This is a genomic window from Nocardiopsis metallicus (assembly GCF_014201115.1).
Lineage (GTDB): Bacteria > Actinomycetota > Actinomycetes > Streptosporangiales > Streptosporangiaceae > Nocardiopsis > Nocardiopsis metallicus.
In genome coordinates this window covers 6,338,553-6,360,041 of the sequence record NZ_JACHDO010000001.1, presented here as the reverse complement: position 1 = coordinate 6,360,041, position 21,489 = coordinate 6,338,553, and the positions used below count along the sequence as shown (strand labels likewise).

Here is a 21,489-nt window from a genome sequence, read left to right as displayed (position 1 = left end):
GTTCGCTGTCAGGCATTCATCGGTTGGCGGGCTGGCGCCTGGTTGGTGGGCGAGGATGCCTGGATCGCGTCGGCGTGAGCCTTGAAGCTGCGCAGGCGCAGGCTGTTGCCGACCACGCAGACGCTGGAGAAGGCCATCGCCGCTCCGGCCAGCATGGGATTGAGCAGTCCGAAGGCGGCCAGCGGGATCGCCGAGGTGTTGTAGGCGAAGGCCCAGAACAGGTTGGTCTTGATGGTGCGCAGCGTCCGACGAGCCAGGCGGATCGCGTCCGCCGCCGCCCGCAGATCGCCGCGGACCAGGGTGATGTCGGCGGCTTCGATCGCCACGTCGGTTCCGGTGCCCATGGCCAGCCCCAGATCGGCTTGGGCCAGGGCGGGGGCGTCGTTGACGCCGTCGCCGACCATCGCCACGACCCTGCCCTCTCCCTGGAACCGGGCGACGACGTCGACCTTGTCCTTGGGAAGCACCTCGGCGATCACACGCTCGATGCCGACCTCGGCGGCGACCTGCTCGGCCACCGCCTGGTTGTCCCCGGTCAGAAGCACCGGGGTCAGGCCAAGCTTCTTGAACTGGGCGATCGCCTCGGCGGAGGTGGTCTTGATCTGGTCGGAGACCACCAGCACACCGCGCGCGGCACCGTCCCAGCCGACCGCGATCGCGGTCTTACCCTCGGCCTCGGCGGCCCGCTTGGCCGCACGCAGGTCCTCGTCAAGAGCCAGGGACCACTCAGCCAACAGCGTCTCGCGGCCCGCGACGACAGCGTGCCCCTCGACCACGCCCTGCACACCCTGACCCTCGATGTTGTCGAAGGACTCCGGAGCAGCAAGCTCACCGACCTCAAAGGCCGCACCTGCGGCGATGGCCTGGGCGATGGGGTGCTCGGAGTAGTCCTCCAAGCCGCCAGCCAGGCGCAGCAGCTCGGCGCGGTTCACCCCTTCGGCGGCGATCACCTCGGTCAGGGTCATCTTGCCGGTGGTGACGGTGCCGGTCTTGTCCAGCACGACGGTGTCGACCTTGCGCGTGGACTCCAGGATTTCGGGGCCCTTGATGAGCACGCCCATCTGCGCGCCGCGCCCGGTTCCGACCAGCAGCGCGGTCGGGGTGGCCAGCCCCAAAGCGCACGGGCAGGCGATGATCAGTACGGCCACTGCCGCGGTGAATCCGGCGCTGAGCGGGAACCCGGCTCCGATCCACGCTCCCAGCGCGCCCACGGCGATCGCGATGGCGATCGGCACGAACACCCCGGAGACCCGGTCGGCCAGGCGTTGGATCTCGGCTTTGCCGGACTGAGCGTCCTCGACCATCTGGGCCATTTGCGCCAACTGCGTATCGGAGCCCACTCGCGTGGCCTTGACGACCAGGCGACCTCCAGCGTTGACGGTGGCACCCGTGACGTTGTCGCCCTCGGTGACTTCCACCGGCACGGATTCGCCGGTGAGCATCGAGGTATCGATCGCGGAGCGACCCGAGGTGATCACCCCGTCGGTGGCGATCTTCTCCCCGGGACGGACGACGAACTCGTCCCCCACGGCGAGCTCATCGATCGAGATCCGCTGTTCCTTGCCCTCGCGCAGGACGGAGGCTTCTTTCGCACCAAGTTCGAGCAGGGCACGCAGCGCGGCACCGGCACGGCGCTTGGAGCGCTTTTCGAAGTAACGGCCCAGGAGGATGAAGGTGATCACCCCCGCGCCGACTTCAAGGTAGATATGCCCGAAGCCGTCACTGCGCGAGATCGTCAGCTCGAAGGGATGGACCACGCCCGGCTGTCCGGCCGTGCCCAGGAACAAGGCGATGATCGACCAGATGAGCGCTGCAGTGGTACCCACGGAGATGAGGGTGTCCATCGTGGCCGCGCCGTGCTTGAGATTGGTCCAGGCCGCCTTGTGGAAGGGCCATCCCGCCCAGACCACAACGGGGGCGGCCAGTACCAGGGAGGCAAAACCCCAGTAGTCGAACTGCAGCGCGGGAATCATCGCCATCGCGATGACCGGCACCGCCAGGCTCGCAGCACCGATCAGCCGCTGTTTGAGGGCACGCAGCTCCGTTTCCTCGCGCGACTCGCTCTCGTTCTCAGAGCTCCCCGTGCTGGCTTGGGGTGCGGCGGGAAGCGAGGCCGTGTAGCCGGTCCTTTCCACCTCGGAGATGAGCGCTTGGGGGTCCAGCTCCGCTGGCCCGGTGATGCTGGCCTTCTCAGTGGCGTAGTTGACGCTGGCGGTGACGCCGTCGAGCTTGTTGAGTTTCTTCTCGATCCGGTTCGCGCACGAGGCACACGTCATGCCGCCGATCTGCAACTCGATGCTGCCGTTGGTTGTGCTGGTGGCGGGTTCAGTGGTCATGGTCATCTCCGTCCTGGCGCTCGTCACCGGTTCCCGAGACGTCACCGGAGTGGCCGTCCTCGCTTGGACTCTGCGATGGGTTGGCGGTCGTGTCGATGACCAGCGGGGCGGTGTGCACCTGTCCGTCAACCTGGAAGTCCAGGTACAGCAGGTAACGGCCCTCGGTGGGCGCGGTGGCCTCGAACGCGATGTCCGGACCAGCGGTCTGCCCGGCCTCGGGCTCGGTGCCGTACGGGTGGACGTGCAAGTAGGCCAGGTCCCCATCACGAAGCGCCACCAAGTGGCCGAAGGCCCCCAGGTAGGGCTCCAGGTTCGTGACCGGCTCACCATCACGGGCCACGGACACGGTCAGCTCCGAGGGCTCACCCGCGACCAGGTCTCCCCGCACGCTGACGTCGAAACCACCCGCGCTCGTTTCGGTGACCGGTTCATTGGCAGGCACCGCAGCGTAGTCACCAGCCACCTGCACCGTCGTCGACAGGGTCATGTCCTCCCCGGCCACTGATGGCACGAAGTCCGCGAAGATGCGATAGGTTCCGGCCTCCTCCCATTCCCAAGGGATCGACCAGGTGCCATCGGCGTCCAGTTCAGGATGGACGTGCCGGAAGTGCTGTCCATCCGCGCGGACGGCGATCAGATGCATCAGCTTCTCGTGATTGAGCTCGAATTCCGTTACCGGCTCTCCCTCGCGCGTACTCACCGCGAAAGTCAGCTCGCCCTCGATGCCCGGCTCCTGCGGGGCGCTCACCCCGGTGAGCTGATGGCCGTCTTGGGCGAGGCCGAGCCCGAGTGAGGCCGCATCGCCCGTGGGTGCCCCATGTCCGGCGGCGTTCGCGTCGCCTCCCTGGCCGTGCTGACCGTGGTCCGTGGTCTCCTCCGACCAGTTGCGAACAGTCTCTTCGGGGACCACCGCGTTCGCTGTGAATCCAGCGACCGCGAACACCGTCACCAGGGCCAGCCCGTACAGAGCCAGCTTCGTTGGTGCGTTCACGTCAGTTCCTCGTGGCCGCGTATCCGGCCTCTTCGACCGCGGCGATCACGGCCGCGTCATCGATCTGCTCGCCCGCGGTGACGATCAGGCGGCCCATAGCGGAGCTGACCTCGACCTTGGCGACTCCCGAAACGCGGGACACCTCGGTGCGGACTGCCCCCTCGCAGTGTCCGCACGTCATCCCCGTTACGGCGTAGGTCTGAGTGGCACTCATCCGGTTGGCCTCGCTTCTCAACGATCAACATCCTGTACCCCCGAGGGGTATGTTTACAATCCCAGATATACCCTCTAGGGGTATAAGGGTCAAGCGAAACGCAACAGCAGGAGAGTCATGTCGACACACCAGGTAGTGGTCCTCGGCGCGGGAGCGGCGGGAACAGCGGCAGCCGAGAACTCGTCACGACCAGCGGAGTCGGAGTCACACTCGTCGGTGCCAGCAACCAGGCGCCCTACAATCGGACCCTGGTGAACAAGGGGGTGGCCGTTGGGCTCATAACGCCAGAGCAGGCCACGTTGTCGCCCCCGGGGGAGCCCTTCGTGGTCGGCACCGCCCGCCGAGTCGACGTCGCCGCACGTGAGGTACACCTCGACTCAGGCGCGACCTTGGGCTTCGATGCCCTCATCGTGGCGACCGGCAGCACCCCCAGGCACCTGAACGTCGATCCGCGCGGCGTCCACGCCGCCGCGAGGGCAGGGCGCCTGACCACGCTGCACTCGATGCACGACGCGCTACGCGTGCGCGACCGGCTCGCCCGCACCCCCACCCGGCACGCGTGATAATTCTGGGTGCCGGACTGGTAGCTGCTGAGACCGCCTCCCTGCTGCACCAGGCCAGACACGGCATCGCACTCTTGTCCCGCTCAAACACTCCGGGACGCACCGCGCTGGGCGACCTGGTCGCCCAGCGGGTAGCCGACCTGCACCGCACGCACGTCTCGACGTACTTCGCACGTCAACCCGTCGCCGTAAGGCTCAGCGATGCCCACATCGGCCTCACCCTCGATGACGGAACACGCCTGGACGCCGACCTCGTCATCGCAGCGAACGGCACCGCCCCATCGCACTGCAGCCCTGGCTGAGCGGCGTCGACGTCGGCGCCCGACTCCGCGTCGCCGGTGCGCCGCGGTTTTATGGAACCGGAGGCGTTGCCTTCCATCACGGCGGCCCGCTGGGGCCCTGGCGGATCGACCACTGGGACGACGCCGCCGCGCAAGGCGGGCACGCCGCCCGCACCCTGCTGCACGACCTCGGGCTCGGCGCCGACCCCGGACCCTACTTGCCACGCGCGAACTTCGTGGCGCGCATCTTCGGCCACACGCTCACCTGTGTCGGACACAACGGTTCAGGAGCGTGCGAGCGCTGTGTGTCGACCGATCCGTTGCTGGTCGTCCACGAGGTAGAGGGTAGGACGGTAGGAGCGGTCGGGATCGGTGCAATTCGACTCGTCCAAGAGTGGGCACCACGCCTGCACGCGTGTCCGTGAGCGGCCAGCGTGCGAGCCCAAGCGCCCGAGGGAGTCGACCGGGTTGCGTTGGCAACCGCAGGGAAACATGCGCGGTCCACAGACGGTGCCAGACCATGCACGAAGTGGATGACCCGATGAGGAAGTCATTTACACGGTGGAGCCCGCACAGGCCTTTCAGGACCATCCACGGGATGCGCTGACCGGTGACGCCGCTCGGCCTGATTCCCGATCGGTTATTCTTATACCTCCTGGGGGTATCCTCGAAGCATGAGCAAAGCGACAACGCCTGTGACCCCCTGCAAGTCCGTCTGCGGTTCCGGTTCCGCTGAAATCGCTGTGCCGCTTCGCCTGCTGCGTCTGTGCCTGCGACTGCGACTGCGCGTCATCCTCTCCGGACACTGCCCTGAGCGAAGCTGATCAAGAGTTCTTCGGATGTGTAGGACCTGGGGTTGTACTCACGTGGGAGTTCTGAGTCGAGAACCTGCCCATCGGTGGCCTGATTAGCCAGCGTCATCGTTCCCTTCCTCTTCAGACGGTGTGCAGAGCTCTGCCAGAGCCCTGCACACCTCGCCTCGTACCGGTAAGGCCAGAACAACACTCGCCGTTCTGCTGATTGATCAGTACGGATCGAGGCCAGAGCCGACGTGGCCAGTCATACGGAAGAGGCGGAAGACGCTGGGAACTCGTCTTCCTGAACCAGGGCTTGGTCGAACTTGCCCTTTCGCCCCCACTGGCTGATCAGCCTGCCCCACCGGGGTTTACGGCCGAAAGCCTTCGCAATCTGATCTCCCGTGGGCAGCGCCCCCTGCTCTCTTTGCTGTTCCAAGGCCCATCGCCATGCGCGCACCTGGATCTCAGGCGGCGCAGGGTGGCTCGGTTTGCTTCCGTCGGGTGTTCCGGTGTGCTGTTCGCGAACGACGTACAGCCCTGTCTCCTCCGCCTGCGCTTGGTCTTCGGGAGCCGAAGAGACCTCTTCGGTGTGCGTACGCTCTGCGTACGCACCTGGCCGCTGTGCGGAACGCCCGTATGAGCAGTTCGTACGCACCGATCAGCGCGAAGCACAGCCAAGCATGGATGATCCTCGACCACATCGTCGGGTCGGCCACCGCGACGTTGGCCGCCAGGGACGCGGCCGACCCGATGATCAACAGTGTCCAAGGCAAGACACCGCCCTTGCGGCCGTTGCGCGCATCGCTCAGCAGAGTCATGGAGGAGGCGACGATCATGCCGTCGACCGAGAGCGGGAACAGGGCCGCGCGCCACTCGGGCTCACCGTGGCGCAGGGCGAGTTCGTACATGTGCGAGCACGACACCACCGCCGCGATCACAGCCAGCATCAGCACAGCAACGATGGCTGTCCAGCGGAAACAACGGGAAGACTCCATCACAGGTCACCACCCGTCCAGCGACAGATCCGTGCTCAGAACCAACGGGCTCGGGTCCTGCAGGGGGATGGTTCGACCCCCCTTCGAACACAGAATTATACATAATACTACATAAAAATTCTTCACTACAAGATCCCAGGGACTGGTGTCCTGGGATCTTTCGTTTCGCACTCTCCCTAATATTCGAGATCTATGCATGGGAGTGCATATTTTTCGTGGGGGTTCGATACGGTTCGGCTCCCCGCAGAGCTATCGAAGCCGAGGAAGTCCTAGACCCAGAGCACGATCCTCCCCCTCTCGGTGTCGGTACTCAGTGTCTGTTCGATCGGGTCGTACCTGAGCTTCAGTCCCGCTGCTCGGCAAGCGGCGACCTGGTCGGGTACTCGACGAGGGAAGTTGACCTCCTCCAAGGGAACACCCGTTGGTGCTGAGACTCTGATCAGGAGCGGGCCGAGGCGACCGGTGACTGCGTCCTCACGGACGAAGACGTCGCGCGGCTTGTGCCCGATCTGATGCTCTTGGAGCCCGCCGGGCGATACAGCGGTAGTCCCGCGCCGTCCTCACGAGCCCCGGCGTTCCCGTACCGCAACATCACGCACCTGTGTGCCCGAAGAAGCACCCGACACGCCTGGCACGGTTCCTCCGGAGCGTGTTCATCATCGGTCGCCGGTCTCCACGGTGGTAACCCGCGAGCGAGTCACCCGGTCACGCACCATCGCCGTCACGACGCCGACTTCCTCAATGCGCAGAAAGCGTCCCAACAACAGGAACAGCGGGATCCCGCATACGACCCCGACCGCCATCGCGGACACGGCCGCGACCGCCTCACCCGCGAACCAATTCGCGGCCAGAAACAGCGCGCCCCCGGCCAGCAACGCGGAGGGAACCGCCGCCATGTGCAGCCGGACCACCGTCCACGTGATCCGCTTCCCGTCGACTCCCCCCAGTCTGCGGCTGAGCACGGCGCCCCCGATGAGCAACCCACACACGTAGGAGAGCATGAACCCGGCCGCGATCCCCATCACGACCTGGTGGGGTGGAAGGAACCAGTAGGAGGCAACGGCGGTCGCGGCGTGCACCGCGACGTTGGCGAGACTGGTCAGCGCCGGGGTACGCGTGTCCCCGGAGGCGTAGAAGACGCGCAGCATCAGCTGGTAGCCGGTGAAGGGGACCAGTCCCAGGGTGAAGACGGTGAGGACACGGCCGATGGCGCGGGCGTCTTCGACCGACGTGTTGCCGCGGGCAAACACCAGGACGCACAGCGGAACGGCGTAGACGGCCATCAGAAGCGCGATGGGGACGAGCAGGACCGAGACCGTTCTCAGACCACGCGAGAAGTCGTCGCGCACCCTTCGCCACGCGTTGTCGGCGGCGTGCGCGCTCATCCGTGGCAGCAGGACGGTGATGACCGAGACGGCCACGACCGCGTAGGGCAGCTGGAACAACTGGTAGGCGTAGTTGTAGGCGGTCAGGCCCGCGCCGACGCCCGCGTCCCCGGTGGCCGCCGCGACACCCGCCCGGTTGGCGATATTGGCGGTGATCAGGAACCCTGTCTGCATGGTGCACACGAGCACGAACATCCAGCCGGCCGCGCGCAGTGCCTCGCCGAGTCCCGAACCCCGTAGGTCGAGACGCGGCCTCCATCGGAACCCGGCCGCGCGCAGCGCCCACTGCAGTGTGAGGGCCTGGAGCGCCATGGCCCCCGCCGTTCCGAGCCCCAGCAGGACGACCTGCCTGTCGGTGATCGTCCCGGTGGTGACTCCCGAGCCCGAGACGGCGATGAAGGTGAGCCCGACACAGATGATGACGACGTTGTTGAGGACTGGGGCCCACACGGGAGCGCCGAACCTGCCACGGGTGTTGAGCAGGGCTCCGGACACACCGCTCAGCCCGATGAAGAAGATCTGGGCCAGCAGGAAGCGGGCAAGTAGCACGGCGACGTCGAACTGGGCGTCGGTGAACTCCCCGGCGTAGAGGCGGATCAGCGGCTCCGCGGCCAGGACCGCCGCGGACGCCAGCACCAGGAGGGCGATGAGTGCCATGGTGAAAACGCGCTGCTCGGTGGCATACCCCCCGTCGGGGTCGCGCTTGCGGCGCCTGACCAGGAACGGCACGATGACGCTGGCCATCAGACCGCCGATGAGCAGGTCGTAGACGACGAAGGGGATCGTGTTGGCGGTGTTGTAGGCGTCCCCCAGAAGCTGGGTCCCCAACGCCGCCGCAAGGACGACCGTACGTCCGAATCCGCTGACCCGGGAGACGGCGGTACCGACAGCCATGACACCGCTGGACCTCGCCAGGTCCGGTTTGCGTGGTTCCGTGGAGGGTGCCGTCACCAGGCGTGGCCCCTGTTCTCGTCCGCGTGGTGGTCGAACCATGTCAGTGCCGCAGGGGCGCCCGGTGTGCTCATGGTCACTCCAGCTCGAGAACGAAGGGCGTCCACAGCTTGCCGTCCATGTCCGCCTGGTCCGGCTGGGACTTCCAACTCAGGCGCTCGTAGAACCGCTTCGCCGGCTCGTTGTCGCTGCTGGTGTAGAGCCTGAGTCTCTGGGAACCGTGGAGGCGGGCGATGGCGGCGAACCGCTCGACCAGAAGGGCCCCCACCCCTGCCCGGCGTATGTTCTCGTCAACCACGACATGGCTGAGGACCCCGGTCCGGAGTCGCTCCCCCTGCTCCGCGTTCGTCCCGGTGGTGGAGCGCCGAACGCCCCTGACGTAGCGCCGAGCACGCGTGCGAACGAAACGCATGGTCAGTTCTGGCCGTACGAGCAGCGACATCATCCCCGCACGAGCGAGTCTCCAGCGCTCCAGTTGAAGCATGTGATGGTGATGTACCACCTCGTCCAGCGATCCGACGAGGAATCCAGCGGGTCGGCCGTCGACCTCGGCGATGAGTGCCACCGCCGCGGGGCTGGTGAGGAAGGTCCGGTAGTAACGCTCGAGGAATCTATCGCCGAGTTCGACGAAGAACCCCGCGGGCAGGTTCAGTCGGTGCAGGTGGACCGCTATGGGCACATCCCGCAGTTCCATGACGCGCAGCGAGACCACGGGCGTCTCCGTAGGTGGAAAGGAGGGCATGACCGCAACCTACTACACTTGTAATAGATCTTGGCAAGGCCTGCCCTCACGCTTTCCCCGAAGGTGTCGCGAGCGAGGCCGCCCAGGAGACTTACTACTAGTGTAGTAGCAGTGTCGCACGATCCTCCCCCAGCGCTGAGCGCCTTCGATCGTGCCGACACACCACCTCGAACACGTGGCGCGGTCGACGACCGCCCAGCAGAAGAAGGACCCCCTTGGGACGGATCACGTTGATACTGCGACGCGTCGCGGCCCTGACCGCGATCACCTTTTCCCTCGCCTCCTGTGCCTTCGCCGGGCAGGAGGCGCAACAGTCGTCCTCCGACACGGACGAGACCGACCCCGCGCCGACGCTGCCGGCCGTGTCGGCGTTCGAGGTGGCCGAGGACGAACCCGCTCTGGAGGCGAAGCGGACCGCGGCTCGTTTCCTCGAAGCCGCGTTCAACTACGAAGCGGAGGACGGTACCCCGGAGGCAGCACGCGAGCGTTTGGAAGCCGCCGGTGTCCTCCACAGCACGGACCGGCTGGACACCTCGCTCCTCTCCCCCGGTACGGCGGCCGCGACCCAGGTCATCTACCCGCAGTTGGGCGGGCTGACGGAGGACGAAGCCTCCGTCATGACCGTGGTCGAGTTCACCACCCTTCGAGAGCAGGAGCTGTCCGCCTGGACACGCACCATCGACGTCCGCCTCGAACAGCAGGAACGGGGCTGGACCGTCACCGAGATCGCGTCGGAGGGAGGCGCACCGCCCGGAACCGAGGCGACACCGTCCGATGCGGCCGCACGCGTACTGGCCTCCGACCGGATCCAGCTGCCGGACAGCTCACGCTGGGACATCCTCGCGGGGGACATCGACGATCGGACACTGGAGATGATGCTCTCCCTTTCGGCCGAGCACACGATCTCGGTGGCGGTCCTTTCCACCGGGCACCCGATCAACGTCTTCGGCAGCGACTCGGTCAGCAATCACATCAACGGCCGGGCGGTGGACATCTGGGCCGTCGACCAAGTCTCGGTCTCTGACCTGCGATCCCTTGAGGAAGCCAGCCCCGCCCGCACGTTGATGGAACTCGCGCTGGCCGAAGGGGCCACCGAGGTCGGTGGACCCTGGGCGCTCTCGACCTCAGCGGGGGCGTCCTTCACTGACACCGTGCACCAGGATCACCTGCATATCGGATTCAAGCAGTAGGGGATCCGAGCAAGCACCGACACAGGCGGGGGCCAGGGGACGGACACCGCGCGGGCGCGGACGACCCGTACGACAAGCCCGTTACCGGCCGTTCAGATCAACAGGAGGGTGAAGAGGTGGTGGAGCTGGACACAGCTGGAGGCGATACCGCCCGAGGCGACTCCCGTGCCGCCCAGGAGGGCCGGGCCGGCCACAGGACTGCCCGACGGGGCGTCACCGAGCAGGGCCTCCACGCGGTGGACCACCGGGGACTGGGCGAAGGCCAGGTGCCAGGTGGAGCGGGGAGCGGGGGCGGCCAGTGCCACACGGGCGATGGTGTGGGCGACCAGTTCCCGGTCCCCCGTGGCCGCGGCGGCGTCCTCGTCCGCCCAGCGCTCCAGCGCCAGGCGCAGCGACCTGTGGAGCGGGTTCAGCGGAGGGAAGACCGCGGCGGAGAAGGCACCCAGGACAGTGTAGACGTGGTGCCCGTGACGCAGGTGCGAGTGCTCATGGCGAAAGACCACCTGGAGTTCTTCCCGGGACAGCATCCGCATCATGCCTTTGGAGACCAGTACTCCGCCGCGGTGCCCGGGAACGGCTACCGCCAGCGGCTGTTCCTGGCCCGTGATGCTGGAGGCGTTCGTGCGCACGGATCGTATGTCCCTCCACCACCCCACGCCCACACGGATGGTCCCGAAAAGGCCGATGGTCAACAGGAGCAGAGCCATGAGGCCCACATTGGCCGGCACCGGATGGTCGAGGAGGAGCCTGCCCTTGGCCGAGGCCAGGACCGAGTCGGCGGGCAGCAGCCTCACGATGTACGCCGCCGCCAACAGGAACGTCGTACTCAGGACGGCCAGTGCCGTGGACACCGCCGAGATGGTGAGGATGCGCGCTGACCAGAATGGGTGGACGGGCAGGGGTCTCCATGCGAGGGCCAGGCTCAGCGCTGTCAGGAGCAGGGCGGGAGCAAAGGTCAGCCAATTCACGACTACTCCTCACGCCGGTTCAGGAGCGCACGAAGGGCCTTCTCCTCCGAGGTGCTGAGCCCGTGGACGAACTGGTTGAGGACACTGGAGGGATCGCTGGCCACACGAAGGTGGTCGAACATGCGCTCGGCCACCAGTTCGGACTCGTCGACGACAAGGCGGTAGACGAAAGCCCTGCCCCGTTGGGAGCGTTCGACCATCTTCTTGTCCAGAAGCCGGAACAGGACGGTGTTGACCGTGGTGTAGGCGGGGGCGCCGTCGAGTCTGTCAAGCAGTTCCCCCGTCGAGAGGTGGCCCTGGGCGCCCGCCAGTACGGCCAGCACCTCGGCCTCCAGTTGGCCGAGCTTCTTGCGTGTCATCTCATCCTCAGGCTTTCCTGGTTCTCGCCTTCGTCCAGTATCTCCGGGGACGCGACATCGGCGCGAGAGCGGTGCGGACACTGGTGGGAGCCCTCGGGCGAGGACGGACAGTGGCCATGGCCTAGCCGCACCAGCGGAGTGACCGGCGGCGCTGGGCGAAATCAGATTCGGCGACGAAGGTCTCCGCCGAGTGCCGGATCATGGTGACACCGTCGCGCCACGTGTCGTGAAGGGTGCTCCCATCATCATCGAGAGCCTGGCCCAGCAGTCCGCCGATCTCGTCCACGCCCGCAGCCGCGGTGAGAGTGGAACTTCCGGAGAAGCGCGGATTAATCTCGAACACGCGCGGTGTGCCCGAGGCGTCCACACGCGTCTGGACGTTCAGGGGGCCGTCGGCGGTGAGCACGTGCGCGGCCTTGACACACACCTCAGTGACGGCGGGGTGGTGGCGGCTGATCGCGTAACGCGAGGAACCCTCTTTGAGGACCACCTCCTTCGGCACGACGGCCTGGACGCGACGGTCGCGCCAGAGGACGACGGAGGCGGAGTACTCCGGCCCCTCGACGTATTCCTGCACGATGACGCGGCCGGGCTCATCCCCGCTGCAGTTCAGGGCCAGTGCGAGTTCGGCTGCGTCGTGGGCGACGAACACGCCTCTGCTCCCCCGTCCCCACCGCGGCTTCACGATGACCGGGAAGTCCATGCCGTCGCGTCCGGACGTGGCCAGGCGTGTCCTCGGCACGGGCACACCCGACTCATCCAGAAGTTCCATGAGTGTCAGCTTGTCCAGGCAGCGAGCCACGATCTCCGCACGGGGCAACAGGATCTGCACACCGTGATCAGCGAGGGCCCACACCGTGACCAGTTCCTCGTCGACCAACGGCACGATCGCCCTTATCCCTTCCAGTGCGCAGATGCGGAGGATCTCAGGAGCGAAGTCGGGGCTGTGCCCATGGGGAACCACGTATGCCTGGTCCGCGAGGTAGAGGCCCGCCGCCCTACGGTCGATATCCGCTGCGACCACCCTGTAGCCCGCCTCGCGCAGCCCCAGGATCTTCCCAGCTGTGCCCTCTGCCCCGGCAGCGGTAACCAGGATGCTCACTCTGTCGCTCTGCATAGCCCTGCTCCCCCGCAACTGCGTTCGCATCATCAACTACTACAATAGTGGTAGACTAGCCCGTTCCCCGGACCCCGGCCGGACCTGGCCATTCCCCGCCACCGAGAAAACGTGTCGGCGGCGCGCTCCACACCTCGACGTCTTCGGGAGCCTTGATCTGCTGGAGCACCGTGAGCACGGCGATCCCGGTTTCGTCGACACCGACGAGGAGCGTCTTGCGCGGTTCGATCCCGATGTCGCCGCTGTCGTGGATGGAACGGTAGTCACGCACACGTACTCGGGTCGGCGCTGAACAGCGTGGCTCCTCTCATGGTGATGTGCCACCCCACGTGTGACCAGCGACGCAGAAGTGCGAAGTGGAAAGGGCGTCGGGCGAAGCGCCCGGCGCCCTTTCCAAGCATCGGCAACACCTTGTTCAGGCCGACGCCGGTCCCGTGCTCCTCAGCAGTGAGCCTCGCAGGCCTGGCCAGGAGAATTCAGCACCGGTCAGCGCGACGCTGTCAGGGGGGTCGGGCACCGACGAAGTGCTGTGCCCAGTAGTCAGCGAGCCGCACCTCGGAGACGGTCTTGCCGCTGCTGGGGGCGTACACCATCATTCCGTTGCCGACGTAGAGGCCGTTGTGCCCCCAGACCCGGGAAGAAGAATGAGCCCGACCGGCGCATGATGTTGCGCCCAGTTCAACGTCTCCGACTCCCGCCACCAGCTGGACCGCAAGATCTGCCTCGGCAACTGCGGCGCACTCAAGCAGCGCTACCGCCAGGGGCTGGAGGACCAGCTCGGTGCCCTGGGGCTGGTGCTCAACGCCGTGGTGTGGTGGAACGCGCTCTACATCGACGCCGCCGTCACCCGGCTGAGGGCCGACGGGTTCCCCGCCACGGATCAGATGTGCGCGCGGCTGTCCCCGCTGGACTTCGACCACATCAACTTTTATCCGGACAGGATGCGAACTCGTTATGTCACAGGTCCACGGTGTTCGTGGACCCGATCGAGTTGGTCGAGCGTGGCGTCAATTCAGGTCGTGGGCTGTTCCGGTTCGGTCGCCTCGCCGAGCTCGGTGAGAAGGTCGCAGATGCGACCGGATATGGCGGTGTGCCGCTCGACCTCGCGTGGCCAACCGCGTTCGGTGGCGTCCTGGATGAGCTGCTGCTCGACTGCGAGGCGAGCACGGAGGCGGGGCGCGTACTCGCTGGTGGTGAAGAACTTCGAGCAGCGCAGGTAGAGATCGCACTCGCAGGGGCCCTCGGCCGGTGCGCGCAAGCAGTGGCCGAGTGCGAGTTCGGTCTTGAAGAAGTTGGTCTTGAGCCAATCGACGGTTTCGGTATCGAGTTGCCCGGTGAGCAGGGCTTCGGCGGCGGGGCCGGCGACCTGGCCTCCGGCCGCGATGACCCTCTCGTACTGCTCTTTGAGCACGGGTTCGCTGATGTGGGAGTAGGTCGCCGACAGGCGCGCGGAGCCGGGACGGCCTCCGTGAGCAGCGCGCGCCAGGCGTCCAGGCGGCGTTCGTGCTCGCCTGTCTCCAGCAGGCAGGTCGCACCGCCGTTCTGGGCCATGGGCAGGGCGCGCGGGTGGCCCGCCCGGGCCGGGGGTGCCAGGTCGGCCAGGAACGCGCACCCTGGATCACAAGGGGCATCGCGGTCGGGCAACTGCTGCAGGCGGGTGTGGGCGGTGCGCAGCAGGGTTTGGAAGTCCGCTAGTTCGACGGCCCGGACCCGGGCCAGCTCCAGGCGCTGCTCCAGGCGCGGGGTGAGGGCTTCCTTGACGCGCGCGCAGGGGTGGTCCGCCCACAGGGCGGTCAGCTCTCCGGTCTCCTCCAGGTCCAGGCCCAGGCGTTTGGCGGTGGTGATGAAGGTGAGCCGGTCCAGGGCGCGCTCGTCGTAGAGGCGGTACCCGGCCGGGGAGCGCTGGGCCGGGAGCAGCCCTCGCTCCTCGTAGTAGCGCAGGGTGGTGGCCGCCACGCCGGAGCGTTCGGCTGGTTCGGAGACCCGCATCAACACCATGCGCCCACGGTAGACCTTCGAGTCGACTCGAAGGTCAAGCCCGGAAGGTGATGCACTGCGGAGCCGGGCGCGGAGGCCTTTCCGCGCCGCGGTCAGCTATGTGACGCGATCCCAGGGCGCGCGGTCCAGACGATGGCGGGCAGGACCGCCAGGGCGAGCACCCCGCCGGTCAGGGACAGCACGGCGTAGCTTCCGGCGGCCACGACCAGCCCTGAGGCCAGGCCTCCGCCCGCTCCGGCCACGGCGATGGCCACATCCACCGTTCCTTGGGTCTTGGCGCGGGTGGCCAGCGGGACGGCGTCGGTGACGATCGCGGTGCCCGAGACGATTCCGAAGCTCCATCCCAGGCCCAGTAGGGCCAGGGCCAGGGCCAGCAGTCCCACCGAGTGGGGCGGGGCCAGGGCGGCCAGCAGCCCGGCGGCCAGCAGTGTCACCCCAGAGGCGGCGGCCACGGGCAGGCGGCCCAGGCGGTCGACCAGGAAGCCGCTGAGCGGGGAGGGCAAGAACATTGCCGCCACGTGGACGGCGATGACCAGCCCGGCCGCGCCGACGGAGTGTCCGTGGCCGGTCATGTGGACGGGGGTCATGTTCATGATCGCGACCATGACGAGCTGGGACAGGACCATGACGGCGGCACCCAGCACCAGCATCCGCGTGTTCGCGGCGATGGCGGCAGAACCTGGTGTGGTCGCTGCGGTGGGTTGAGGGAGGGCTGCTTCGGCGCGGGCGGTGGTGAGCGGGTCGGGGCGCAGCAGCAGCCACAGGACCAGCCCGGCCGAGGCGTAGGCCGCCGCTGCCAACAGGAAGGGTCCGGCCAGCACCGGGATACCCATCGCGCGGGCCAGGTCGCCCAGTTGGGTGACCAGATTGGGGCCCACGACCGCGCCCAGGGTGGTGGCCACCATCACCGTGCTCAGGGCCCGGCCACGGTGCTGGGGGGGGGTGGCCAGGTCGGCTCCGGCGTAGCGGGCCTGGAGGTTGGTGGCGGTTCCCGCCCCGTAGACGAACAGGGAGGCGAACAGCAGCACGACGCTGCCGAGTGTGGCGGCGGCGACCACGCCCACGGCTCCCAGTGCGCCCGCGGCGTATCCGGCGGCCAGGCCGGTGCGTCGTCCCAGGCGTTGGGAGGTGCGCCCGATCAGGGCCGCGGCGGCGGCCGAACCGATGGTGAACAGAGCGCTGGGCAGTCCGGCCCAGCCCGCGCCGCCGAGCATGTCCTGGGCCAGCAGGGCGCCCACGGTGACGCCCGCGGCGAGTCCGGCCCCGCTGAGGACCTGGGCGGTGACCAGCACGGTCAGCACGCGTCGTTGGGCGGGGTGCGGTGCAAGGGCGGTGGTGGTCATGGAGAAGGCCTTGTCATAGGAGCGGGCGGGGGTGGTCAGGGGGTGACCAGGCCGTCCGAGCGCCACTCCAGGACGCCCTCGTCCAGTAGGGCGGCGTCGCGGCCGTGGGCGCGCAGGAGGCGCACGGCGTCGTAGGAGAGCACGCAGTAGCGGCCCCGGCAGTAGGCCACGACTTCGGTGTCGGCGGGGATCTCGTCCAGCCGGTCGGCCAGCTCCTCCAGCGGGATGGACACCGCGCCGGGCAGGTGTCCGGCCTCGTACTCCTGGCTCGGGCGCACGTCCAGGACCAGGGCGGTGCCGTGGGCGGCCGAGGACAGCAGTTCCTCGCGCCCCACCAGGCGGATGTCGTCGTGGTCGAGGTAGGCGCGGCGGGCGGCTTCGACCTCGGCCTGGTGGGTGTCGGCCACGCGGCACAGCACCGACATCAGAGTGGCGACGTCGTCGCCGGCCAGCCGGTAGAAGATCTTGGTGCCCTCGGCCCGGGCGGTGACCAGTCCGGCCTGGCGCAGTACCTGAAGGTGGGCCGAGGCGGTGGACAGCTTCAGCTCCACTGTGCGGGCCAGGTCCTGCACGGGGCGTTCTCCCTGGGCCAGCAGTTCGACGATCTCCAGGCGTTTGCCGTGGGCCAGGGCCTTGCCGGTGCGGGCGATGGCGTCGTACAGATCGGTCTTGCTCATTCCAGTAGCTCCATAGTTCCATGTATCTTTGGAATAGATCGTATGCGCAAGGTGAGGCCGAAGGGGAGTGCGCTGCTCCCATCCCGAGCCGCCGCTGCGCACCCCTACCGAAGGAGGCGGACGTGGGCACCGATCTGGGCGCGTCCCAGCGCGAGCACTGGCAGGACGTCTACGACCGCAACCCGCACATGTACGGCGCCGAACCGTCAAAGCCCGCCCGGCACGCGCTGGAGGTGTTCACCGCCCGCGGTGCCCGGGAGGTGTTGGAGCTGGGTTCGGGGCACGGGCGTGACACCCTGTGGCTGGCCGCCCAAGGGCTTCAGGTCCATGCCGCCGACTTCAGCGCCACCGCCCTGGACCAGCTCACCCGCACCGCCGAGGAACAAGGGGTGGCGGTTCGCGTGGTGACCCATCTGCACGACGCCCGCACGCCCCTGCCCCTGGCCGATGCTTCCGTGGACGGGGTCTTCGCGCACATGCTGCTGTGCATGGCCCTGACCACCACGCAGATCCACGCGCTCATGAACGAGATCGGCCGCGTCCTGCGCCCTGGTGGCGCGTTGGTGTACACGGTGCGCCACACGGGTGATGCCCACTACGAGACCGGGACCTCGCACGGCGACGACATCTTCGAGCACGGCGGGTTCGCCGTGCACTTCTTCGACCGCGCCCTGGTCAACGACCTCGCCGACGGATGGGACCTCCTCGGGGTCGAACCCTTCGAAGAGGGCGAGCTGCCCCGGCGCCTGTGGCGCATCACCCAGGTCAAGCGCCCGCTGCGCTGAGCACAAGCCTGAACTTCAGGAAGCGGGGTGCCAGGGGCGGCGGGCCGGGTCGTGCGCGGCTCGGGCAGAAATTTACCCTCGTCGACCGTGTACCGCCCGGCGGGGTGATTGGCTTCTCCACCAGCCACCGGAGACCCTGGCCGCGACGACGTGGACACGAGCGGCGTCCAGGGCCTGAACCCTCCATCCGACACAAGGAGATCTCCATGAGTGTGGCCAGCCAGATGCTCGACACCTACCCCAAGGACCTGGGCGGAGTGGACCGCGAGAAACTCCGAGCCTGTATCGAGGCCTGCTACGAGTGCGCCCAGGCGTGCACCGCCTGCGCGGACGCCTGCCTGAGCGAGGACCAGGTCGCGGAGCTCACCAAGTGCATCCGCACCAACCTGGACTGCGCCGACCAGTGCGAGACGACGGGGAAGGTGCTGTCCCGCCACACGGGTTATGACGCCAACCTGACCCGTGCGGTGCTCCAGGCCTGTGTCCAGGCCTGCAAGGCCTGCGCCGACGAATGCGACGCGCACGCCTCCGAGCACGGGCACTGCCACGTGTGCGCGGAGGCCTGCCGCCGCTGCGAGCGTGCGTGCCAGGACCTGATCGACTCCCTGTGACCCAGCCGGAGCCGGCAGCCTGCCACAGACGCGCACCTGCCCGCTCGCGGCGTCCGCAGACAATCGAAACGTGACCTGAGACGGCCCGTCGTGCACCAGGACGTGGTTCCGGCGGTCATGTGGACGGTGGATGCGGCTGTATCCGGTCCACCGTCCACACCGACACTGCTGTCATCACCTCGTGCACTTCTTCAACCGCGCCCTGGTCGACGCACTCGCCCGGGGATGGACCCTGGGCGAGGTCGCACCCTTGGAGGAGGGCGAGTTGCCGCAGCGCCTGTGGCGCATCACCCAGACCAAGCCGGTGCTGCGCTGAGCCCTGCTTCCCTTCAGGAAGCGGGGTGCCAGGGGGCGTCGGGCCGGGTCGTGCGCGGCGCCTGCGTGACCCGGAGTCCGTAGGCGGGCCGACCATAGCCCCGGGCCGGTCCCAGGTAGGTGTGGCCGGTCAGGTGGCACCAGGCGGGCAGGTCCAGCGGCGCGGCGGGGTCGGAAGCGAAAAGGTGCACCACAGTGCCGGGCGGCAGCTCCTGCACACGGTCGCGCAGTTCGAGCAGCAATCGCACACACGAGCGGTCGCCGCCGTCGACCACCACAGGTTCTTCCTCGACGTCGTTCATGGGCCTGGTCCTGTCATCGGTGCCTTCTTCCCCTTACGCTGTTCGGGGCGGCCGGACGTGGTGCGCGAGCACCTGGCCTGCCCCAGCGCTCTCCAGGCCCTGGACCAGCGCACGCTCTTGTGATTCCTGCGCACCGTGGCCCGGGACCGGGCCATCTGCCACCTGGCCTACTACGCCGGTCTGCGCATCGCCGAGATCGCCGCCCTGGCCTGGACCCGGCCCATATCCGGATCTCGGCCCACAAGGGCAGCGTGCGCGTCCGAGGCAAGGACAGGTTGGTCGGCAAGGACGGAATCGTGCCCCTACACACCCAGGTTCGCGCCTCGATCGAGGCGCTCCTGGACGGACTCGGCCGCCCCACCTCGGGGCCGCTGACCCGCAACCACGACGGTGGACGGCTGTCCACCTGGACCATCAACGCGATGGTGTGCGCCCTCGGGACCGTAGCGAGGGGCAGCCCCTCGGACGACGGCGAACCTTTCGGACCGCACGTTCTGCGGCACATCTTCGGCACCGACCTGACCCGCTCGGGGATGGACGTGACGACCGTGGCGCAGTCGATGGGGCACAAGCGGCTGAACACCACCCGGCGCCACGCGCTACCCACCGAGGCCGACATGGAGGTGGCAGTCGCCCCGAACCCCACCGACGACTGAGCGGCAGGTGTCACGGAGAACTGAACGCCAAGCGCTAGATCTTCCGCGAAAACTATCAAGACCCATGACCCTGCTGCACGGACCCAGACGCTCAGCAGTATTGCCCAAGTCAGTCCGACGGGCACTCACGCAGCGGGGATGCCCCGAAATCGGGGATGGGTCGGGCCTGCGCCTCCTCGGGCGTCTCGGCCTCTCCGTTCTCCTCGATGTCCTTGATCAGCCACTCCATCTCGCTGATCTCCCGCTCCTGGGCCGCGATGATCTCGACGGCCAGTCGGCACACCCGGACGTCGGTGATCTCGGCGCGCTCGGACCGGGTGATGGCCAGCGAGTGGTGCGGGATCATCGAGCTCATCCAGGCGGTGTCCTGCACCGTGGTCTGGCTGCGGTCGAGGAACACGCCGCCGCCCAGCAGCAGGAGACTCGCCACCACGATGGCGATGTTGCCCTTCATGTTCTTGTACATGTTGAGCATCCACGCGAGCATGATCAGCCCCATGGCGCCACCCATGGTGAGTGTCATGAACAGGCGGCTCTCGCTCCACCGCACGTGGCTCCACTCCCACGTGCCAGCGAACATGGTCCAGTACATGACGACCATGGCGGTCAAGATCATGGCTGCAAAGCGCAGGTACATCTTGGTCTGGTGCGACAGACCGCCACCCTGCTGGTGCTCGTTCCCCTCGGCGTTCTCCGCCATGAATGGGTCTCCGTTCCGTCGTCATCAGCGGAAGGGGTCCACACGCGCCCCCGCCATCTAACGCTTCTATCCTTGTCCGGTGACGCCGAAACGGGCCGTGGCGACTGGGGGCTCCCGCTCAACGCCGAGGACCGCGTGGTGCAGGCGACGATGTGGCACCGATCACCGCCGCTGTTCTGTCCCGCCACACCGGCTACGATGCCAACACCACGAGCGCGATTACCGGTGACGGCCCTGGGCCGGCAAGTGCTGACCGCCCTCAACCAGCCGACGGTTTGGGCGACCACCCAGAACGAGTACCGGCCCGACGCCGTCGTGAGCGCCCTCGGTGCCACGGTGGGGCCGACCCCTCGGACGACGGAGGACTCTTCGGTACGACCTCGTGCGTAGCCGCGGCGACTTCACCACTGAACTGGTCGACGTCGTGTTCGTGGCCGAGCAGCTGGGCCAAGCCGACTCAACACCACCCGTCGCTACGCCCTGCCCATCGACGATGACCGGACCCGCACCAGCCTGCCCCGGAGCTGAGGCCGGTAGTTTCTGTGATTCCTGTGCAGTGTGGCTGGCACAGCCGGTTTCAACCTGCGCGTCAAAACGGCTGACGCAGTAGGTCAACTACCTGTCGATGGATCAGGTTCACTGACGCTGGACACGTGATCCACTTCACAAGAGCCCTGACCGTGACTTTTGCGAAACACACTCGTTACCTTGGGTAGGCTGCGTGCCGTGGGAGTAACGACGACGTCACTGAAGCGGCACGGCCTGACGGCCCTGTTGCTGATCGTCGGTGTCCTGTTCCACGTGCTATGTTCCGCCGGACACGCGGCGGAAGCATCCGAGTCCGCCCTCGGATCCTCGACCCCGACCGCGACCGCCACGACCGCCCAGCCGCTGGCGGGCTCCGATCCCGCCGCGACACCCCACGTGCATCTGACCGGTGGGACGCACGAATGCGCCGATGCGGCGGTCGCGAGCGCGGATCCGCGCGGTTCGGCTCCAACGCTGCTGTCCCTGCTGCTCGCCGTCGGTCTCGCGGTCCTCATCGCACCATGGGCCGGCCGCCCTCCCGCCTACATCCGACCCGCGGCACGGAGAAGGCGCCCCCGCCGGCGCAACGCGGCCCCACTCCTGCTCGCCCTGTGCGTGTGGCGGATCTAGAAGATCTCTCTCCCGTCGCGGCGTGAACCACCCGCCGCCACGGGACCAGCCTTCA

Annotated in this window: 22 protein-coding genes and 3 pseudogenes; 9 read left to right on the top strand and 16 right to left on the bottom strand. The window is 67.6% G+C overall.

Features of this window, described 5'->3' with window-relative positions; genetic code table 11:
• Positions 1–8: 8 nt before the first annotated feature.
• The 3 genes from HNR07_RS28005 to HNR07_RS27995 are packed head-to-tail and all read right to left on the bottom strand — an operon-like array spanning position 9 to position 3,541.
• On the bottom strand, positions 9–2,336 hold the full coding sequence (locus HNR07_RS28005) for a heavy metal translocating P-type ATPase (RefSeq protein WP_221318961.1): 2,328 nt from the start codon (positions 2,334–2,336) through the stop codon (positions 9–11).
• Complete coding sequence (locus tag HNR07_RS28000; protein WP_184368219.1) at positions 2,326–3,327, bottom strand: heavy-metal-associated domain-containing protein; 1,002 nt, start codon at positions 3,325–3,327, stop codon at positions 2,326–2,328. Before HNR07_RS28000 ends, HNR07_RS28005 begins: the two co-directional genes overlap by 11 nt.
• A gap of 1 nt (position 3,328) precedes the next feature.
• Entirely contained in the window at positions 3,329–3,541 is a 213-nt protein-coding gene (locus tag HNR07_RS27995; protein ID WP_184368216.1) for a heavy-metal-associated domain-containing protein, read from the bottom strand.
• 161 nt (positions 3,542–3,702) lie between these two features.
• Between HNR07_RS27995 and HNR07_RS34495 the strand changes: the two are divergent.
• Both HNR07_RS34495 and HNR07_RS34490 read left to right on the top strand, forming a co-directional pair.
• Positions 3,703–4,104 (top strand): annotated as a pseudogene (locus tag HNR07_RS34495) (FAD-dependent oxidoreductase); the annotation flags it as partial.
• The gene (locus HNR07_RS34490) at positions 4,101–4,406 is read left to right on the top strand and encodes an FAD-dependent oxidoreductase (RefSeq protein WP_312893998.1); all 306 of its coding nucleotides are present in this window, start codon (positions 4,101–4,103) and stop codon (positions 4,404–4,406) included. The pseudogene HNR07_RS34495 and the gene HNR07_RS34490, both read left to right, overlap by 4 nt.
• Before the next feature lie 1,240 nt (positions 4,407–5,646).
• Here the strand turns inward: HNR07_RS34490 and HNR07_RS27985 are convergent.
• The 3 genes from HNR07_RS27985 to HNR07_RS27975 form a co-directional block, all read right to left on the bottom strand.
• Positions 5,647–6,129, bottom strand: coding sequence for a DUF2637 domain-containing protein (locus HNR07_RS27985; protein WP_246420537.1), 483 nt, complete (start codon positions 6,127–6,129; stop codon positions 5,647–5,649).
• A 704-nt stretch (positions 6,130–6,833) separates the two neighbouring features.
• Entirely contained in the window at positions 6,834–8,456 is a 1,623-nt protein-coding gene (murJ, locus tag HNR07_RS27980; protein ID WP_246420535.1) for a murein biosynthesis integral membrane protein MurJ, read from the bottom strand.
• Between the two features lie 133 nt (positions 8,457–8,589).
• Complete coding sequence (locus HNR07_RS27975) at positions 8,590–9,255, bottom strand: GNAT family N-acetyltransferase (protein ID WP_221318960.1); 666 nt, start codon at positions 9,253–9,255, stop codon at positions 8,590–8,592.
• A gap of 215 nt (positions 9,256–9,470) precedes the next feature.
• On the opposite strand from HNR07_RS27975, the gene HNR07_RS27970 reads away from it, so the two are divergent.
• Positions 9,471–10,445 carry a hypothetical protein gene (locus HNR07_RS27970; RefSeq protein ID WP_246420533.1) on the top strand — a complete coding sequence of 325 codons (975 nt, stop codon included), beginning with the start codon at positions 9,471–9,473 and terminating at the stop codon, positions 10,443–10,445.
• 92 nt (positions 10,446–10,537) lie between these two features.
• Here HNR07_RS27970 and HNR07_RS27965 read toward each other — a convergent pair whose 3' ends face one another.
• The 4 genes from HNR07_RS27965 to HNR07_RS27950 all read right to left on the bottom strand — a co-directional run bounded on the left by HNR07_RS27965 (position 10,538) and on the right by HNR07_RS27950 (position 13,160).
• Positions 10,538–11,413: a M56 family metallopeptidase gene (locus tag HNR07_RS27965; protein ID WP_184368210.1), complete on the bottom strand. Its 876-nt coding sequence runs from the start codon at positions 11,411–11,413 to the stop codon at positions 10,538–10,540.
• 2 nt (positions 11,414–11,415) lie between these two features.
• The gene (locus HNR07_RS27960; protein WP_184368205.1) at positions 11,416–11,772 is read right to left on the bottom strand and encodes a BlaI/MecI/CopY family transcriptional regulator; all 357 of its coding nucleotides are present in this window, start codon (positions 11,770–11,772) and stop codon (positions 11,416–11,418) included.
• 121 nt (positions 11,773–11,893) lie between these two features.
• The gene (locus HNR07_RS27955) at positions 11,894–12,889 is read right to left on the bottom strand and encodes an ATP-grasp domain-containing protein (protein WP_184368202.1); all 996 of its coding nucleotides are present in this window, start codon (positions 12,887–12,889) and stop codon (positions 11,894–11,896) included.
• A 55-nt stretch (positions 12,890–12,944) separates the two neighbouring features.
• Positions 12,945–13,160, bottom strand: a complete 216-nt coding sequence (locus HNR07_RS27950; protein ID WP_184368199.1) for a hypothetical protein — start codon at positions 13,158–13,160, stop codon at positions 12,945–12,947.
• Positions 13,161–13,593: 433 nt separating this feature from the next.
• Here HNR07_RS27950 and HNR07_RS36230 point away from each other — a divergent pair.
• Positions 13,594–13,761: pseudogene (locus HNR07_RS36230) on the top strand (Tn3 family transposase); the annotation flags it as partial.
• 140 nt (positions 13,762–13,901) lie between these two features.
• On the opposite strand, the gene HNR07_RS35970 reads toward HNR07_RS36230, so the two are convergent.
• The 4 genes and pseudogenes from HNR07_RS35970 to HNR07_RS27920 form a co-directional block, all read right to left on the bottom strand.
• Positions 13,902–14,300, bottom strand: coding sequence for a hypothetical protein (locus HNR07_RS35970; RefSeq protein ID WP_184373121.1), 399 nt, complete (start codon positions 14,298–14,300; stop codon positions 13,902–13,904).
• A gap of 329 nt (positions 14,301–14,629) precedes the next feature.
• Positions 14,630–14,878 (bottom strand): annotated as a pseudogene (locus tag HNR07_RS35965) (MerR family transcriptional regulator); the annotation flags it as partial.
• Positions 14,879–14,979: 101 nt separating this feature from the next.
• Positions 14,980–16,230, bottom strand: a complete 1,251-nt coding sequence (locus tag HNR07_RS27925; RefSeq protein ID WP_184368196.1) for an MFS transporter — start codon at positions 16,228–16,230, stop codon at positions 14,980–14,982.
• A 35-nt stretch (positions 16,231–16,265) separates the two neighbouring features.
• Positions 16,266–16,907 carry an ArsR/SmtB family transcription factor gene (locus HNR07_RS27920; protein ID WP_184368193.1) on the bottom strand — a complete coding sequence of 214 codons (642 nt, stop codon included), beginning with the start codon at positions 16,905–16,907 and terminating at the stop codon, positions 16,266–16,268.
• Between the two features lie 122 nt (positions 16,908–17,029).
• Between HNR07_RS27920 and HNR07_RS27915 the strand changes: the two genes are divergently transcribed.
• The 3 genes from HNR07_RS27915 (at position 17,030) to HNR07_RS35735 (ending at position 18,619) form a co-directional block, all read left to right on the top strand.
• The gene (locus HNR07_RS27915) at positions 17,030–17,692 is read left to right on the top strand and encodes a class I SAM-dependent methyltransferase (RefSeq protein ID WP_312893996.1); all 663 of its coding nucleotides are present in this window, start codon (positions 17,030–17,032) and stop codon (positions 17,690–17,692) included.
• 206 nt (positions 17,693–17,898) lie between these two features.
• On the top strand, positions 17,899–18,303 hold the full coding sequence (locus HNR07_RS27910) for a four-helix bundle copper-binding protein (protein WP_184368188.1): 405 nt from the start codon (positions 17,899–17,901) through the stop codon (positions 18,301–18,303).
• Between the two features lie 181 nt (positions 18,304–18,484).
• Entirely contained in the window at positions 18,485–18,619 is a 135-nt protein-coding gene (locus HNR07_RS35735; RefSeq protein WP_281387208.1) for a hypothetical protein, read from the top strand.
• Between the two features lie 13 nt (positions 18,620–18,632).
• Here the strand turns inward: HNR07_RS35735 and HNR07_RS27900 are convergent, their stop codons facing one another.
• Positions 18,633–18,920 (bottom strand): sulfurtransferase TusA family protein, encoded by a 288-nt coding sequence (locus HNR07_RS27900; protein ID WP_184368184.1) that lies wholly within the window; start codon positions 18,918–18,920, stop codon positions 18,633–18,635.
• A gap of 296 nt (positions 18,921–19,216) precedes the next feature.
• On the opposite strand from HNR07_RS27900, the gene HNR07_RS35245 reads away from it, so the two are divergent.
• Complete coding sequence (locus HNR07_RS35245) at positions 19,217–19,576, top strand: site-specific integrase (RefSeq protein WP_312893995.1); 360 nt, start codon at positions 19,217–19,219, stop codon at positions 19,574–19,576.
• 109 nt (positions 19,577–19,685) lie between these two features.
• Here the strand turns inward: HNR07_RS35245 and HNR07_RS27890 are convergent, their stop codons facing one another.
• Positions 19,686–20,276 carry a DUF305 domain-containing protein gene (locus HNR07_RS27890; RefSeq protein WP_184368181.1) on the bottom strand — a complete coding sequence of 197 codons (591 nt, stop codon included), beginning with the start codon at positions 20,274–20,276 and terminating at the stop codon, positions 19,686–19,688.
• Between the two features lie 726 nt (positions 20,277–21,002).
• Here HNR07_RS27890 and HNR07_RS27885 point away from each other — a divergent pair.
• Entirely contained in the window at positions 21,003–21,434 is a 432-nt protein-coding gene (locus HNR07_RS27885) for a hypothetical protein (protein ID WP_184368178.1), read from the top strand.
• Positions 21,435–21,489: the final 55 nt, after the last annotated feature.